Source organism: Pseudomonas sp. Van50 (assembly GCF_055390755.1).
In genome coordinates this window covers 6,360,989-6,377,595 of record NZ_AP024343.1, presented here as the reverse complement: position 1 = coordinate 6,377,595, position 16,607 = coordinate 6,360,989, and the positions used below count along the sequence as shown (strand labels likewise).

At 56.5% G+C, this 16,607-nt stretch carries 12 protein-coding genes and 1 tRNA gene; all 13 read left to right on the top strand.

Going from position 1 to position 16,607, the window contains the following annotated elements; genetic code table 11:
- Positions 1 to 71 precede the first annotated feature (71 nt).
- The 13 genes from tuf to fusA all read left to right on the top strand — a co-directional run bounded on the left by tuf (position 72) and on the right by fusA (position 16,593).
- Positions 72 to 1,265: an elongation factor Tu gene (gene tuf, locus ACZ5M5_RS27650; RefSeq protein ID WP_003186103.1), complete on the top strand. Its 1,194-nt coding sequence runs from the start codon at positions 72 to 74 to the stop codon at positions 1,263 to 1,265.
- Positions 1,266 to 1,318: 53 nt separating this feature from the next.
- Positions 1,319 to 1,394 (top strand) — tRNA-Trp (locus ACZ5M5_RS27645).
- Positions 1,395 to 1,439: 45 nt separating this feature from the next.
- Positions 1,440 to 1,808, top strand: a complete 369-nt coding sequence (secE, locus tag ACZ5M5_RS27640) for a preprotein translocase subunit SecE (RefSeq protein WP_464738245.1) — start codon at positions 1,440 to 1,442, stop codon at positions 1,806 to 1,808.
- A 9-nt stretch (positions 1,809 to 1,817) separates the two neighbouring features.
- Positions 1,818 to 2,351, top strand: coding sequence for a transcription termination/antitermination protein NusG (gene nusG / locus ACZ5M5_RS27635; RefSeq protein WP_003186097.1), 534 nt, complete (start codon positions 1,818 to 1,820; stop codon positions 2,349 to 2,351).
- A 117-nt stretch (positions 2,352 to 2,468) separates the two neighbouring features.
- Positions 2,469 to 2,900, top strand: a complete 432-nt coding sequence (gene rplK, locus ACZ5M5_RS27630; protein ID WP_003176435.1) for a 50S ribosomal protein L11 — start codon at positions 2,469 to 2,471, stop codon at positions 2,898 to 2,900.
- Positions 2,900 to 3,595: a 50S ribosomal protein L1 gene (gene rplA / locus ACZ5M5_RS27625; protein WP_003186095.1), complete on the top strand. Its 696-nt coding sequence runs from the start codon at positions 2,900 to 2,902 to the stop codon at positions 3,593 to 3,595. The genes rplK and rplA overlap by 1 nt, the downstream gene beginning before the upstream one ends.
- Before the next feature lie 198 nt (positions 3,596 to 3,793).
- Entirely contained in the window at positions 3,794 to 4,294 is a 501-nt protein-coding gene (gene rplJ / locus ACZ5M5_RS27620; RefSeq protein ID WP_060740391.1) for a 50S ribosomal protein L10, read from the top strand.
- 78 nt (positions 4,295 to 4,372) lie between these two features.
- Positions 4,373 to 4,738 carry a 50S ribosomal protein L7/L12 gene (rplL, locus tag ACZ5M5_RS27615; RefSeq protein ID WP_027617682.1) on the top strand — a complete coding sequence of 122 codons (366 nt, stop codon included), beginning with the start codon at positions 4,373 to 4,375 and terminating at the stop codon, positions 4,736 to 4,738.
- Between the two features lie 220 nt (positions 4,739 to 4,958).
- Complete coding sequence (gene rpoB, locus ACZ5M5_RS27610; RefSeq protein WP_060740392.1) at positions 4,959 to 9,032, top strand: DNA-directed RNA polymerase subunit beta; 4,074 nt, start codon at positions 4,959 to 4,961, stop codon at positions 9,030 to 9,032.
- Positions 9,033 to 9,096: 64 nt separating this feature from the next.
- Positions 9,097 to 13,296, top strand: coding sequence for a DNA-directed RNA polymerase subunit beta' (rpoC, locus tag ACZ5M5_RS27605; protein WP_047230482.1), 4,200 nt, complete (start codon positions 9,097 to 9,099; stop codon positions 13,294 to 13,296).
- Positions 13,297 to 13,512: 216 nt separating this feature from the next.
- A complete protein-coding gene (rpsL, locus tag ACZ5M5_RS27600; RefSeq protein ID WP_003186084.1) occupies positions 13,513 to 13,884 on the top strand; it encodes a 30S ribosomal protein S12 in 372 nt (123 codons plus the stop codon).
- Positions 13,885 to 13,986: 102 nt separating this feature from the next.
- On the top strand, positions 13,987 to 14,457 hold the full coding sequence (rpsG, locus tag ACZ5M5_RS27595; RefSeq protein WP_003186074.1) for a 30S ribosomal protein S7: 471 nt from the start codon (positions 13,987 to 13,989) through the stop codon (positions 14,455 to 14,457).
- Positions 14,458 to 14,487: 30 nt separating this feature from the next.
- Positions 14,488 to 16,593, top strand: a complete 2,106-nt coding sequence (gene fusA, locus ACZ5M5_RS27590; RefSeq protein WP_060740393.1) for an elongation factor G — start codon at positions 14,488 to 14,490, stop codon at positions 16,591 to 16,593.
- Positions 16,594 to 16,607: the final 14 nt, after the last annotated feature.

Genomic DNA, 16,607 nt, shown 5'->3' with positions numbered 1-16,607 from the left:
ATATGCAAATATCTGCCTTTGTTTTAATGGCTTGTGTGACTCGCTAAATTCTTCTCCTAGGGGTGATTTCGATGGCTAAGGAAAAGTTCGAACGTAATAAGCCGCACGTCAACGTTGGTACTATCGGTCACGTTGACCATGGTAAAACCACGCTGACCGCTGCTCTGACCCGTGTCTGCTCCGAAGTTTTCGGTTCGGCCAAGGTTGACTTCGACAAGATCGACAGCGCCCCGGAAGAGAAAGCTCGCGGTATTACCATCAACACTGCTCACGTTGAATACGATTCGGCCGTGCGTCACTACGCACACGTTGACTGCCCAGGTCACGCCGACTACGTAAAAAACATGATCACCGGTGCTGCCCAGATGGATGGCGCGATCCTGGTTTGCTCGGCCGCTGATGGTCCGATGCCACAAACCCGTGAGCACATCCTGCTGTCCCGTCAGGTAGGCGTTCCGTACATCGTTGTCTTTCTGAACAAGGCTGACATGGTTGACGACGCTGAGCTGCTGGAACTGGTTGAGATGGAAGTGCGCGACCTGCTGAGCACTTACGACTTCCCAGGTGATGACACTCCAATCATCATCGGTTCGGCTCTGATGGCTCTGAACGGCCAAGATGACAACGAAATGGGCACCACTGCCGTCAAGAAGCTGGTGGAAACTCTGGACAGCTACATCCCAGAGCCAGAGCGCGCTATCGACAAGCCGTTCCTGATGCCAATCGAAGACGTATTCTCGATCTCCGGTCGCGGTACTGTTGTGACTGGTCGTGTTGAGCGTGGCATCGTCCGTATCCAGGAAGAAGTTGAGATCGTCGGTCTGCGCGACACTCAGAAAACTACCTGCACCGGCGTTGAAATGTTCCGCAAGCTGCTCGACGAAGGTCGTGCTGGCGAGAACTGCGGCGTACTGCTGCGCGGCACCAAGCGTGACGACGTTGAGCGTGGCCAGGTTCTGGTCAAGCCAGGCACCGTCAAGCCGCACACCAAGTTCACCGCAGAAGTCTACGTTCTGAGCAAGGAGGAAGGCGGCCGTCACACTCCGTTCTTCAAAGGCTACCGTCCACAGTTCTACTTCCGTACAACTGACGTGACTGGTAACTGCGAGCTGCCAGAAGGCGTTGAAATGGTAATGCCAGGTGACAACATTCAGATGACTGTTACCCTGATCAAGACCATCGCGATGGAAGACGGTCTGCGTTTCGCTATCCGTGAAGGCGGTCGTACCGTCGGCGCTGGCGTCGTAGCTAAAGTCATCGAGTAAACAGTTGTAATGTCTTTTTCGGGCCGGCATAATGGTCGGCCTGATTTTGTTTTAGGTCAGTAGCTCAATTGGCAGAGCGACGGTCTCCAAAACCGTAGGTTGGGGGTTCGATTCCCTCCTGACCTGCCAGATTCACTCAGTGTGTCTGGCTTTCTTTTCACAGGATCTTCATAGATGACTCCTAAAGCTGAAGCTCAAGGCTCTCGCTTCGATCTGCTCAAGTGGCTAGTGGTAGTCGCTTTGGTGATTATTGGCGTTGTTGGCAATCAGTATTATTCTGCTTCGCCGATCCTGTACCGTGTACTTGCATTGCTCGCCATTGCTGCTGTTGCTGCCTTTGTAGGCTTGCAGACGGCCAAGGGCAAGTCTTTCTTTGTACTCGCTAAGGAAGCTCGCACCGAGATTCGTAAAGTCGTATGGCCGACTCGCCAAGAAACCACGCAGACCACGTTGATCGTTGTGGCTGTTGTTCTGGTAATGGCGTTGCTGTTGTGGGGGCTCGATTCCCTGCTCGGCTGGCTTGTTTCCTTGATTGTTGGCTAAGGGTGTCCCGTGGCTAAGCGTTGGTACGTTGTGCATGCTTACTCGGGTTACGAGAAGCATGTCATGCGCTCGCTGGTAGAGCGCGTAAAGCTGGCTGGCATGGAAGACGGCTTTGGCGAGATTCTGGTCCCCACTGAAGAAGTGGTTGAAATGCGTAATGGCCAGAAACGCAAAAGTGAACGCAAGTTCTTTCCGGGCTACGTGCTGGTACAGATGGATATGAACGAAGGGACTTGGCACTTGGTCAAGGATACCCCTCGGGTGATGGGTTTCATCGGCGGTACTGCCGACAAGCCCGCGCCGATCACGGATAAAGAGGCAGAAGCGATTCTGCGTCGCGTCGCTGATGGTAGCGACAAGCCGAAGCCGAAGACGTTGTTTGAACCGGGTGAGGTTGTACGTGTCACCGACGGTCCATTCGCCGACTTCAATGGCACGGTTGAAGAAGTTAACTACGAAAAGAGCCGGATCCAAGTGGCAGTGCTCATTTTCGGTCGCTCTACTCCGGTAGAGCTAGAGTTCAGTCAGGTCGAAAAGGTCTGATTGAGCAGGCATCCCAACCCCGCAGCCCAAGGCTGTGGGGTTTTGTCGTCACTGGGATAAACGCGCAAGTAACCGGGGAGCCTTTCGAGGCGTTCGAACCCGTAATTGGAGTGCCTCATGGCCAAGAAAATTACCGCTTACATCAAGCTGCAAGTGAAGGCCGCTCAGGCTAACCCAAGCCCACCTGTTGGTCCTGCACTGGGTCAGCACGGCGTGAACATCATGGAATTCTGCAAGGCCTTCAACGCCCGTACTCAGGGTCTTGAGCCAGGTCTGCCGACTCCAGTGATCATCACTGTCTACAGCGACCGTAGCTTCACCTTCGAAACAAAAAGCACCCCAGCTTCGGTTCTGCTGAAGAAGGCTGCAGGTTTGACCAGCGGTTCCGCTCGTCCAAACACCGTTAAGGTTGGCACCGTTACCCGTGCTCAGCTGGAAGAAATCGCGAAAACCAAAAACGCGGATCTGACTGCAGCTGATATGGATGCAGCCGTGCGTACTATCGCCGGTTCTGCTCGTAGCATGGGCCTTAACGTGGAGGGTGTGTAATGGCTAAGCTGACCAAGCGTCAAAAGGCTATCGCCGGCAAAATCGAAGCAGGCAAGGCCTACAACTTTGTAGACGCCGCCGCTCTGCTGGCTGAGCTGTCGACTGTCAAGTTCAGCGAGTCGTTCGACGTTGCTGTGAACCTGGGCGTTGACCCACGTAAATCCGACCAGGTCGTTCGTAGCGCTACCGTGCTGCCACACGGCACTGGCAAGACCGTTCGTGTAGCTGTCTTCACCCAGGGCCCAGCAGCTGAAGCTGCTCTGGCTGCTGGCGCTGATCGCGTCGGCATGGACGATCTGGCTGCCGAAATGAAAGGCGGCGACCTGAACTATGACGTAGTGATCGCATCTCCGGATGCCATGCGCGTTGTAGGCCAGTTGGGTCAGATCCTCGGTCCACGTGGTCTGATGCCTAACCCTAAAGTCGGCACCGTAACGCCAGACGTAGCCACCGCGGTTAAAAACGCCAAGGCTGGTCAGGTTCGTTATCGCACCGACAAAAACGGCATCATCCACACTTCCGTTGGCAAGATCGGCTTCGACGCCGTCAAGCTGAAGGAAAACGTTGAAGCCCTGATCGCTGATCTGAAGCGTATCAAGCCAGCTTCTTCGAAAGGCATCTACGTCAAGCGCGTTACCCTGAGCACCACCATGGGCCCAGGTCTGGTCATCGACCAGAGCTCGCTCGACGCGTAAGACTCGGGTTGGCGCGAGCAATCGCGCCAATCAAAAAATTGGGGTCCCTGCCTGGCGGGGGCTGTCCAAGACCGTAGGCGACGCAAGTCTTAAACCACAAGCCTACGCAGATGGTGCTCCCGGTTCCTTACCGAATCAGACACCAAAACGACATTCGGTTTCGACCGAATGAAACGGTAACAAGCAGGAGTTAAACCCGTGGCAATTAATCTCGAAGACAAGAAGGCCATCGTCGCTGAAGTCAACGAGGCTGCCAAAGTCGCTCTGTCCGCTGTTGTGGCTGATGCCCGCGGTGTGACGGTAGGCGCTATGACCGGACTCCGTAAAGAGGCTCGTGAAGCTGGCGTATACGTACGTGTTGTACGTAACACCCTGCTCAAGCGCGCCGTTGCTGGCACTGAATACAGTGTTCTCAACGACGTGTTCACTGGCCCGACTCTGATCGCGTTCTCCAAGGATCATCCAGGCGCTGCTGCCCGTTTGTTCAAGGAATTCGCCAAGAGTCAGGATAAGTTCGAGATCAAGGCAGCTGCGTTCGAGGGCAAGTTCCTCGCAGCTAACCAAATCGACGTACTGGCAACACTGCCGACCCGCGACGAAGCCATTTCGCAGCTGATGAGCGTGATTCAAGGCGCTACCAGCAAGCTGGCTCGTACTCTGGCTGCAGTTCGCGAGCAAAAAGAAGCTGCCGCAGCCTAAGGCTGAGCATTTTCTCTCGCGTATTTTTGTTTATTTCGATGGCCGCGTAGGCCGTCCCCCAATTCAGGAAATACAGCAATGTCTATCTCCCAAGACGATATCCTCAACGCCGTAGCTGAAATGTCGGTTCTGCAGGTTGTTGAGCTGATCAAAGCTTTCGAAGAAAAATTCGGCGTTTCCGCTGCCGCTGCTTCCGCCGGTCCAGCTGCTGCTGCCGCCGTTGTTGAAGAGCAAACCGAATTCAACGTCATGCTGACCGAAGCTGGCGAGAAGAAAGTAAACGTGATCAAGGCAGTACGTGAACTGACCGGTCTGGGCCTGAAAGAAGCCAAGGCTGTAGTTGACGGCGCTCCTGCCATGGTTCTGGAAGCTGTTGCCAAAGACGCAGCTGACAAAGCCAAGGCCGCTCTGGAAGAAGCAGGCGCTAAAGTCGAGCTGAAGTAAGCATCGACTTTGCGTCTCCAGCCCGAGCGTTAAGCGACAGGCTGATGGCTGGTGGCTCTTGCCACCGGCCTTTTTCCGTTATTGGCAGCCGACTGGGTCGGCGCCGATAGCGAGCTGTAACCACCCGATGTGGTGGCGCAAACCATGGGGTTTGCACGATTTTCTGGCTGCTCCCGTCGGGAGGGGCCAAACAAGCAGGTGACCAAGCTGGGGAACGCTGATGGCTTACTCATATACTGAGAAAAAACGTATCCGCAAGGACTTTAGCAAGTTGCCGGACGTCATGGATGTGCCGTACCTCCTGGCCATCCAGCTGGATTCGTATCGTGAATTCTTGCAAGCGGGAGCGACTAAAGATCAGTTCCGCGACGTGGGCCTGCATGCGGCCTTCAAATCCGTTTTCCCGATCATCAGCTACTCCGGCAATGCTGCGCTGGAGTACGTCGGTTATCGCCTGGGCGAACCGGCATTTGATGTCAAAGAATGCGTATTGCGCGGTGTTACTTACGCCGTACCTTTGCGGGTAAAAGTGCGCCTGATCATTTTCGACAAAGAATCGTCGAACAAAGCGATCAAGGACATCAAAGAGCAAGAAGTCTACATGGGTGAAATCCCCCTGATGACTGAAAACGGTACCTTCGTAATCAACGGTACCGAGCGTGTAATCGTTTCCCAGCTGCACCGTTCCCCGGGCGTGTTCTTCGACCACGACCGTGGCAAGACGCACAGCTCCGGCAAACTGCTTTACTCCGCGCGCATCATTCCTTACCGCGGTTCGTGGCTGGACTTCGAGTTCGACCCGAAAGACTGCGTATTCGTGCGTATCGACCGTCGTCGCAAGCTGCCTGCATCGGTACTGCTGCGCGCGCTCGGCTATACCACCGAAGAAGTGCTGGACGCGTTCTACACCACCAACGTCTTCCACGTGCAAGGTGAAAACCTCAGCCTGGAACTGGTGCCTCAGCGCCTGCGCGGTGAAATCGCTGTCCTCGATATCCAGGATGACAAAGGCAAGGTTATTGTCGAGCAGGGCCGTCGTATCACCGCTCGCCACATCAACCAGCTGGAAAAAGCCGGGATCAAAGAGCTGCAGGTACCGATCGACTACGTCCTGGGTCGCACCACGGCCAAGGTCATCGTGCATCCGGCCACCGGCGAAATCCTTGCAGAGTGCAATACCGAGCTGACCACCGAGATCCTGGCGAAAATCGCCAAGGCCCAGGTCGTTCGTATCGAAACCCTGTACACCAACGACATCGACTGCGGTCCGTTCATCTCCGACACGCTGAAGATCGACTCCACCGGCAACCAGCTGGAAGCCCTGGTCGAGATCTATCGCATGATGCGTCCTGGCGAGCCGCCAACCAAGGATGCAGCCGAGACCCTGTTCAACAACCTGTTCTTCAGCCCTGAGCGCTATGACCTGTCTGCGGTCGGCCGGATGAAGTTCAACCGTCGTATCGGTCGTACCGAGATCGAAGGTTCGGGCGTGCTGAACAAGGATGACATCGTTGCGGTCCTCAAGACCCTGGTCGACATCCGTAACGGCAAAGGCATCGTCGATGACATCGACCACCTGGGTAACCGTCGTGTTCGCTGTGTAGGCGAGATGGCCGAGAACCAGTTCCGTGTTGGCCTGGTGCGCGTAGAGCGCGCGGTCAAGGAACGTCTGTCGATGGCTGAAAGCGAAGGCCTGATGCCGCAAGACCTGATCAACGCCAAGCCTGTGGCTGCGGCGGTGAAGGAGTTCTTCGGTTCGAGCCAGCTGTCCCAGTTCATGGACCAGAACAACCCGCTGTCCGAGATCACCCACAAGCGTCGTGTCTCCGCACTCGGCCCAGGCGGTCTGACCCGTGAGCGTGCAGGCTTCGAAGTTCGAGACGTACACCCGACTCACTACGGTCGTGTCTGCCCGATCGAAACGCCGGAAGGTCCGAACATCGGTCTGATCAACTCCCTGGCGGCCTATGCGCGCACCAACCAGTACGGCTTCCTCGAGAGCCCGTACCGCGTGGTGAAAGACGCCCTGGTTACCGACGAGATCGTGTTCCTGTCCGCCATCGAAGAAGCCGATCACGTGATCGCCCAGGCTTCGGCCACGATGAACGACAAGAAGGTCCTGGTCGACGAGCTGGTAGCTGTTCGTCACCTGAACGAGTTCACTGTCAAGGCGCCGGAAGACGTCACCTTGATGGACGTATCGCCGAAGCAGGTAGTGTCGGTTGCAGCGTCGCTGATCCCGTTCCTCGAGCACGACGACGCCAACCGTGCGTTGATGGGTTCGAACATGCAGCGTCAAGCTGTACCAACGCTGCGTGCCGACAAGCCGCTGGTGGGTACCGGCATGGAGCGTAACGTTGCCCGTGACTCCGGCGTTTGCGTCGTGGCTCGTCGTGGTGGCGTGATCGATTCCGTCGATGCCAGCCGTATCGTGGTTCGTGTTGCCGATGACGAAGTTGAAACTGGCGAAGCCGGTGTCGACATCTACAACCTGACCAAATACACCCGCTCCAACCAGAACACCTGCATCAACCAGCGTCCGCTGGTAAGCAAGGGTGATCGGGTTCAGCGCAGCGACATCATGGCCGATGGTCCGTCCACCGATATGGGTGAACTGGCGTTGGGTCAGAACATGCGCATCGCGTTCATGGCATGGAACGGCTTCAACTTCGAAGACTCCATCTGCCTGTCCGAGCGTGTGGTTCAGGAAGACCGCTTCACCACGATCCACATCCAGGAACTGACCTGTGTGGCCCGTGACACCAAGCTTGGCCCAGAGGAAATCACTGCGGACATCCCGAACGTGGGTGAAGCCGCACTGAACAAGCTGGACGAAGCCGGTATCGTTTATGTAGGTGCCGAAGTCGGCGCAGGCGACATCCTGGTGGGCAAGGTCACTCCGAAAGGCGAGACCCAGCTGACTCCGGAAGAAAAACTGCTGCGTGCCATCTTCGGTGAAAAAGCCAGCGACGTTAAAGACACCTCCCTGCGCGTGCCTACCGGCACCAAAGGTACCGTCATCGACGTACAGGTCTTCACTCGCGACGGTGTTGAGCGTGATGCTCGTGCACTGTCCATCGAGAAGACTCAGCTCGACGAGATCCGCAAGGACCTGAACGAAGAGTTCCGTATTGTCGAAGGCGCAACTTTCGAGCGTCTGCGTTCCGCCCTGGTCGGCCACAAAGCCGAAGGCGGCGCCGGTCTGAAGAAAGGTCAGGAAATCACCGACGAAGTCCTCGACGGTCTTGAGCATGGCCAGTGGTTCAAACTGCGCATGGCTGAAGATGCTCTGAACGAGCAGCTCGAGAAGGCCCAGGCCTATATCGTTGATCGCCGCCGTCTGCTGGACGACAAGTTCGAAGACAAGAAGCGCAAACTGCAGCAAGGCGATGACCTGGCTCCAGGCGTGCTGAAAATCGTCAAGGTTTACCTGGCAATCCGTCGTCGCATCCAGCCGGGCGACAAGATGGCCGGTCGTCACGGTAACAAGGGTGTGGTCTCTGTGATCATGCCGGTTGAAGACATGCCGCACGATGCCAATGGCACCCCGGTCGATGTGGTCCTCAACCCGTTGGGCGTACCTTCGCGTATGAACGTTGGTCAGATCCTTGAAACCCACCTGGGCCTCGCGGCCAAGGGCTTGGGCGAGAAGATCAACCGGATGATCGAAGAGCAGCGCAAGGTCGCTGACCTGCGTAAGTTCCTGCACGAGATCTACAACGAAATCGGCGGACGCAACGAAGAGCTGGACACCTTCTCCGACCAGGAAATCCTGGACCTGGCGAAGAACCTGCGCGGCGGCGTTCCAATGGCTACTCCGGTGTTCGACGGTGCCAAGGAAAGCGAAATCAAGGCCATGCTGAAACTGGCAGACCTGCCGGAAAGTGGCCAGATGCAGCTGTTCGACGGCCGTACCGGCAACAAGTTCGAGCGCCCGGTTACCGTTGGCTACATGTACATGCTGAAGCTGAACCACTTGGTAGACGACAAGATGCACGCTCGTTCTACCGGTTCTTACAGCCTGGTTACCCAGCAGCCGCTGGGTGGTAAGGCGCAGTTCGGTGGTCAGCGTTTCGGGGAGATGGAGGTCTGGGCACTGGAAGCGTACGGTGCTGCATACACTCTGCAAGAAATGCTCACAGTGAAGTCGGACGATGTGAACGGCCGGACCAAGATGTACAAAAACATCGTGGACGGCGATCACCGTATGGAGCCGGGCATGCCCGAGTCTTTCAACGTGTTGATCAAGGAAATTCGTTCCCTCGGCATCGATATCGATCTGGAAACCGAATAACACGTGACGCGAATCGAGAGCGGGGCTGTTTTGCCCGCTCTCTGCTCCGCCAGGAGGAAAGGCCTTGAAAGACCTACTGAATTTGCTGAAAAACCAGGGTCAAGTCGAAGAGTTCGACGCCATCCGTATTGGATTGGCCTCGCCTGAGATGATCCGTTCGTGGTCGTTCGGTGAAGTTAAAAAGCCGGAAACCATCAACTACCGTACGTTCAAACCTGAGCGTGACGGCCTGTTCTGCGCCAAGATCTTTGGCCCGGTAAAGGATTACGAGTGCCTGTGCGGTAAGTACAAGCGCTTGAAGCACCGTGGTGTGATCTGCGAGAAGTGCGGCGTTGAAGTCGCGCTGGCAAAAGTTCGTCGTGAGCGCATGGCGCACATCGAGCTGGCCTCGCCGGTTGCCCACATCTGGTTCCTGAAATCGCTGCCGTCCCGTATCGGCCTGCTGATGGACATGACCCTGCGTGATATCGAACGTGTTCTCTACTTCGAGAGCTACGTCGTTATCGATCCAGGCATGACCACCCTTGAAAAAGGTCAGTTGCTGAACGACGAGCAGTACTTCGAAGCGCTGGAAGAATTCGGCGACGATTTCGATGCCCGCATGGGTGCCGAAGCTGTCCGCGAACTGCTGCACGCTATCGACCTGGAACACGAGATTGGCCGCCTGCGCGAAGAAATTCCGCAAACCAACTCCGAAACCAAGATCAAGAAGCTGTCCAAGCGTCTGAAGTTGATGGAAGCCTTCCAGGGTTCCGGCAACCTGCCAGAGTGGATGGTGCTGACCGTTCTGCCGGTACTGCCGCCAGACCTGCGTCCACTGGTTCCGCTCGATGGCGGTCGCTTCGCGACTTCCGACCTCAACGATCTGTATCGTCGAGTGATCAACCGTAACAACCGCTTGAAGCGCCTGCTCGATCTGTCCGCTCCGGACATCATCGTGCGCAACGAAAAGCGTATGTTGCAGGAAGCGGTCGACGCATTGCTCGACAACGGTCGTCGTGGCCGCGCTATCACCGGTTCCAACAAGCGTCCTCTGAAATCCCTGGCTGACATGATCAAGGGTAAGCAGGGTCGTTTCCGTCAGAACTTGCTCGGTAAGCGTGTTGACTACTCCGGTCGTTCGGTTATTACCGTAGGCCCGACCCTGCGTCTGCACCAGTGCGGTCTGCCTAAGAAAATGGCCTTGGAACTGTTCAAGCCGTTCATTTTCGGCAAGCTGGAAATGCGTGGTCTCGCTACCACCATCAAAGCGGCCAAGAAAATGGTCGAGCGCGAGCTGCCAGAAGTCTGGGACGTTCTCGCTGAAGTGATTCGCGAACACCCAGTGTTGCTCAACCGTGCACCGACCCTTCACCGTCTGGGTATCCAGGCGTTTGAACCGGTACTGATCGAAGGTAAGGCTATCCAGCTGCACCCGCTGGTCTGTGCTGCGTACAACGCCGACTTCGACGGCGACCAAATGGCCGTGCACGTGCCGCTGACGCTGGAAGCCCAGCTCGAAGCGCGCGCGTTGATGATGTCGACCAACAACATCCTGTCGCCAGCCAACGGTGAGCCAATCATCGTTCCGTCGCAGGACGTTGTATTGGGTCTGTACTACATGACTCGTGAGGCGATCAACGCCAAGGGCGAAGGTCGTGTGTTCGCGGATCTGCAGGAAGTTGACCGTGTGTTCCGTGCCGGCGAAGCCGCACTGCATGCCAAGGTCAAGGTGCGGATCAACGAAACCGTGAACGACCGTGATGGCGGCAGCGTGACCAACACCCGTATCGTCGACACCACCGTCGGCCGTGCGCTGTTGTTCCAGGTTGTGCCAAAAGGCCTGTCCTTCGACGTCGTCAACCTGCCGATGAAGAAGAAGGCGATCTCCAAGCTGATCAACCAGTGCTACCGCGTGGTTGGTCTGAAAGAGACCGTGATCTTCGCTGACCAGTTGATGTACACCGGTTTTGCCTATTCGACCATTTCCGGCGTTTCCATCGGCGTTAACGACTTCGTTATCCCGGATGAAAAAGCCCGCATCATCGGTGCTGCCACCGAGGAAGTGAAAGAGATCGAAAGCCAGTACGCCTCCGGCCTGGTAACCCAGGGCGAGAAGTACAACAAGGTAATCGACCTCTGGTCCAAGGCGAACGACGAAGTCTCCAAGGCGATGATGGCCAACCTCTCGAAAGAGAAAGTCATCGACCGTCATGGCAACGAAGTCGACCAGGAGTCGTTCAACTCGATGTACATGATGGCCGACTCGGGCGCACGGGGTTCTGCTGCGCAGATCCGTCAGCTCGCCGGTATGCGTGGCCTGATGGCCAAGCCGGACGGCTCCATCATCGAGACCCCGATTACGGCGAACTTCCGTGAAGGCTTGAGCGTACTCCAGTACTTCATCTCCACTCACGGTGCTCGTAAGGGTCTTGCGGATACCGCGTTGAAAACCGCGAACTCCGGTTACCTGACTCGTCGTCTGGTAGACGTCGCGCAGGATCTGGTCGTGACCGAGATCGATTGCGGCACCGAACATGGCCTGGTCATGACGCCGCACATTGAAGGCGGTGACGTTGTAGAGCCGTTGGGTGAGCGCGTATTGGGTCGTGTCATCGCCCGTGACGTATTCAAGCCGGGTACCGAGGACGTGATCGTTCCTGCCGGCACCCTGGTTGACGAGAAGTGGGTCGAGTTCATCGAACTCAACAGCATCGACGAAGTGATCGTACGTTCGCCGATCAGCTGCGAAACCCGCTATGGCATCTGCGCCAAGTGCTACGGTCGCGACCTGGCACGTGGTCACCAGGTGAACATCGGTGAAGCGGTCGGCGTTATCGCTGCCCAGTCCATCGGTGAGCCGGGTACCCAGCTGACGATGCGTACGTTCCACATCGGTGGTGCGGCAAGCCGGACCTCCGCTGCCGACAGCGTCCAGGTGAAGAATGGCGGTACTGTCCGTCTGCACAACCTCAAGCACGTAGAGCGCGTGGACGGTCACCTGGTGGCTGTATCCCGTTCCGGTGAGCTGGCCATCGCTGACGACTTCGGTCGCGAGCGCGAGCGCTACAAGCTGCCTTACGGTGCTGTGATTTCGGTCAAGGAAGGTGACAAGGTCGACGCTGGCGCCATCGTGGCCAAGTGGGATCCGCACACCCACCCGATCGTGACCGAGATGAAAGGTACCGTGACCTACGTGGGCATGGAAGAAGGCATCACGATCAAGCGTCAGACCGACGAATTGACCGGTATGACCAACATTGAAGTACTCGACGCGAAAGACCGTCCAGCTGCCGGCAAGGACATCCGTCCGGCCGTGAAGATGGTCGACGACAACGGCAAGGATCTGTTGCTGCCAGGCACTGACGTAATCGCTCAGTACTTCCTGCCAGCCAACGCCCTGGTCGGTGTAGCGGACGGTGCGCGGATCGCGATCGGTGATGTTATCGCCCGTATCCCGCAGGAAACTTCGAAAACCCGCGACATCACCGGTGGTCTGCCGCGTGTTGCCGACTTGTTCGAAGCCCGTCGTCCGAAAGAAGCCTCGATTCTGGCTGAAGTCAGCGGCACCATCGCGTTCGGTAAAGAGACCAAGGGCAAGCGCCGCCTGGTCATTACACCGAACGACGGTAGCGATCCGTACGAAGAGCTGATTCCGAAGTGGCGTCACCTGAACGTCTTCGAAGGCGAACAGGTAAACCGCGGCGAAGTTATCTCGGACGGCCCGAGCGATCCACACGACATCCTGCGTCTGCTGGGTGTGAGTGCGCTGGCCAAGTACATCGTGAACGAGATCCAGGACGTTTACCGTCTGCAAGGCGTGAAGATCAACGACAAGCACATCGAGACCATCCTGCGTCAGATGCTGCGTAAGGTCGAGATCGCTGAATCCGGCGACTCGAGTTTCATCAAGGGCGACCAGATGGAACTGACTCACGTACTGGTGGAAAACGAGCGCCTGGCGACCGAAGACAAGTTTGTCTCCAAGTTCACTCGCGTGCTGCTGGGTATCACCAAGGCGTCGTTGTCCACCGAATCGTTCATCTCGGCGGCTTCCTTCCAGGAAACCACCCGTGTACTGACCGAAGCGGCGGTAACCGGCAAGCGCGATTACCTGCGCGGCCTGAAAGAAAACGTGGTCGTGGGTCGTCTGATCCCGGCCGGTACCGGTTTGGCCTATCACAGCGAGCGCAAGCGTCGCCGTGATGCCGACAAGCCGTTGCGCGTAAGCGCCAGTGAAGTGGAAGCTGCACTGACCGAAGCACTGAACTCGAGTGGTAACTGAGTTCTGCGGTAATTGAGTGCCTGGCCCTGGTCGCCCCGTTCGGCGGATCGAGACAAATTGTCGAGATCCGGCGGGCGGGGAGGTCGGGGCCTTGCCTTGACTGGGGACAAGATCCTCTTTAGACTCTTGATCCCCTAAATTTGGCGGGAATTCGTTCCTGCCATTTTGCTTTTCTTGTAAGACAATAGCGTCGCAAGACAACAGTGGAGCTAGTAGATGGCAACTATCAACCAGCTGGTACGTCAGCCGCGTAAGCGTATCGTCGAGAAATCCGACGTGCCTGCGCTGCAGAACTGCCCGCAACGTCGTGGCGTATGCACCCGTGTGTATACCACCACGCCGAAAAAACCTAACTCGGCACTGCGTAAAGTATGTCGTGTGCGTCTGACCAACGGTTTCGAGGTTTCCTCGTACATCGGCGGTGAAGGCCACAACCTGCAAGAACACAGCGTGGTCCTGATCCGCGGCGGTCGTGTAAAAGACTTGCCAGGTGTTCGTTACCACACCGTTCGCGGCTCTTTGGATACTTCCGGCGTTAAAGGTCGTAACCAAGGTCGTTCGAAGTACGGTACCAAGCGTCCGAAATAATCGGCCGTTTAGCAGTTTTTAATTTTATTGAGTCGATAAGAGTAAGGTCGGGCACGCATCCGCTGTCCCGGGCTAACCTGAAGACCGTTTGAGGGCTTATCAATGCCAAGACGTCGCGTAGCAGCCAAACGTGAGATTCTGGACGATCCGAAATACGGAAGCCAGATTCTCGCCAAGTTCATGAACCACGTAATGGAAAGCGGCAAGAAAGCCGTTGCCGAGCGTATTGTTTATGGCGCACTGGACAAAGTTAAGGAACGCAAGAACAGCGATCCCCTGGAAATCTTCGAGAAAGCTCTCGACGCCATCGCTCCGCTGGTCGAAGTGAAGTCGCGCCGTGTAGGCGGTGCTACTTACCAGGTTCCGGTCGAAGTTCGTCCGTCCCGTCGTAACGCCCTGGCAATGCGCTGGCTGGTAGACTTCGCCCGCAAGCGCGGCGAGAAGTCCATGGCTCTGCGTTTGGCTGGTGAACTGTTGGACGCTGCTGAAGGTAAAGGTGCTGCAGTTAAGAAGCGTGAAGACGTGCACCGTATGGCTGAAGCCAACAAGGCTTTCTCGCACTACCGCTTCTAATTTTAGCGTCACTCAATTTGCGAGGGCTTTATGGCTCGTACTACACCGATTAACCGCTACCGTAACATCGGTATCGTTGCTCACGTGGATGCTGGTAAAACCACCACCACCGAGCGCGTCCTTTTTTACACCGGCAAGAGTCACAAAATGGGCGAGGTGCATGACGGCGCCGCGACCACAGACTGGATGGTGCAGGAGCAGGAGCGTGGTATTACCATTACTTCTGCTGCTATCACCGCCTTCTGGAAAGGTTCCGAGAAGCAGTACCCGCACGAGCACCGCTTCAACGTTATCGATACCCCGGGCCACGTAGACTTCACCATCGAAGTTGAACGTTCCCTGCGCGTACTCGACGGCGCTGTCGTTGTGTTCTGTGGTACTTCGGGTGTTGAGCCTCAGTCGGAAACCGTATGGCGTCAGGCCAACAAATACGGCGTTCCACGTCTTGTTTACGTAAACAAGATGGACCGTGCTGGTGCCAACTTCCTGCGCGTGATCGCTCAGATCAAGCAGCGCCTGGGTCACACTCCGGTGCCGATCCAGCTGGCTATCGGTTCCGAAGACAACTTCCAGGGTCAGATCGATCTGATCAACATGCAAGCTGTCTACTGGAACGATTCCGACAAGGGCATGGTCCCTGTTCGCAAGGACATTCCTGCCGAGCTGTTGGAAGAAGCCGAGCAATGGCGCAGCAACATGGTTGAGGCTGCGGCCGAAGCCAGCGAAGAGCTGATGAACAAGTACCTCGAAGGTGAAGAGCTCACCAACGAGGAAATCAAGGCCGCTCTGCGTCAGCGTACTATCGCTGGTGAGATCGTTCTGGCTGTTTGCGGTTCTTCCTTCAAGAACAAGGGTGTTCCCCTGGTTCTCGACGCCGTTATCGACTTCCTGCCTGCTCCAACCGACATTCCTGCTATCAAGGGTTCCAACCCGGATAACGAGGAAGAGGAAATGGAGCGTCACGCAAGTGACGACGAGCCGTTCGCGGCTTTGGCGTTCAAGATCGCTACCGACCCATTCGTGGGTACCTTGACCTTTGTTCGAGTTTACTCGGGCGTGTTGGCCTCCGGCGACGGCGTGATCAACTCGGTAAAAGGCAAGAAAGAGCGTGTGGGTCGTATGGTGCAGATGCACGCAAACGCCCGTGAAGAAATCAAGGAAGTACGCGCTGGCGACATCGCGGCCTTGATCGGCATGAAGGACGTCACCACCGGTGAAACTTTGTGCAACGCTGACAAGCCAATCATCCTGGTTCGCATGGACTTCCCGGAGCCGGTTATTTCGGTTGCCGTTGAGCCTAAGACCAAGGATGACCAGGAAAAAATGGGTATCGCTCTGGGCAAGCTTGCTCAGGAAGACCCGTCTTTCCGCGTCAAGACCGATGAAGAGACTGGTCAAACGATCATCTCCGGCATGGGCGAGTTGCACCTGGACATCCTGGTTGACCGGATGCGCCGTGAGTTCAACGTCGAAGCCAACATCGGTAAGCCTCAGGTTTCCTATCGTGAGCGCATCACGAAGAGCTGTGAAATCGAAGGCAAGTTCGTTCGCCAGTCCGGCGGTCGTGGCCAGTTCGGTCACTGCTGGATTCGTTTTGCACCGGCTGACGAAGGTCAGGAAGGTCTGCAATTCCTGAACGAAGTCGTAGGTGGTGTGGTTCCTAAGGAATACATCCCGGCGATCCAGAAGGGTATCGAAGAGCAGATGAAGAACGGCGTTGTCGCCGGCTATCCGCTGATCGGCCTGAAGGCGACTGTGTTCGATGGTTCTTACCATGACGTCGACTCCAACGAGATGGCGTTTAAGGTGGCTGCCTCCATGGCAACCAAGCAGCTGGCCCAGAAGGGTGGCGGTGAGTTGCTTGAGCCGATCATGGCGGTGGAAGTCGTTACGCCTGAAGACTACATGGGTGATGTCATGGGCGACCTTAACCGTCGTCGTGGCATGATTCTGGGTATGGAAGATACGGTTTCCGGCAAAGTGATTCGTGCCGAGGTGCCGTTGGGCGAGATGTTCGGTTACGCAACCGACGTTCGTTCCATGTCTCAGGGTCGCGCAAGCTACTCTATGGAATTCAAAAAATACAATACAGCTCCGTCGCATATCGTCGAGACTGTTACCAAAAAGCAAGGCTGATTCAGCCCCTTTAA

Excerpts from the sequence above, each read along its gene's own strand:
- rplK (WP_003176435.1), top strand. The coding sequence starts at position 2,469 with ATGGCCAAGAAAATTACCGCTTACATCAAGCTGCAAGTGAAGGCCGCT.
- rplL (WP_027617682.1), top strand. The coding sequence starts at position 4,373 with ATGTCTATCTCCCAAGACGATATCCTCAACGCCGTAGCTGAAATGTCG.
- rpoB (WP_060740392.1), top strand. The coding sequence starts at position 4,959 with ATGGCTTACTCATATACTGAGAAAAAACGTATCCGCAAGGACTTTAGC.
- rpsL (WP_003186084.1), top strand. The coding sequence starts at position 13,513 with ATGGCAACTATCAACCAGCTGGTACGTCAGCCGCGTAAGCGTATCGTC.
- rpsG (WP_003186074.1), top strand. The coding sequence starts at position 13,987 with ATGCCAAGACGTCGCGTAGCAGCCAAACGTGAGATTCTGGACGATCCG.
- rplA (WP_003186095.1), top strand. The coding sequence starts at position 2,900 with ATGGCTAAGCTGACCAAGCGTCAAAAGGCTATCGCCGGCAAAATCGAA.
- secE (WP_464738245.1), top strand. The coding sequence starts at position 1,440 with ATGACTCCTAAAGCTGAAGCTCAAGGCTCTCGCTTCGATCTGCTCAAG.
- tuf (WP_003186103.1), top strand. The coding sequence starts at position 72 with ATGGCTAAGGAAAAGTTCGAACGTAATAAGCCGCACGTCAACGTTGGT.
- fusA (WP_060740393.1), top strand. The coding sequence starts at position 14,488 with ATGGCTCGTACTACACCGATTAACCGCTACCGTAACATCGGTATCGTT.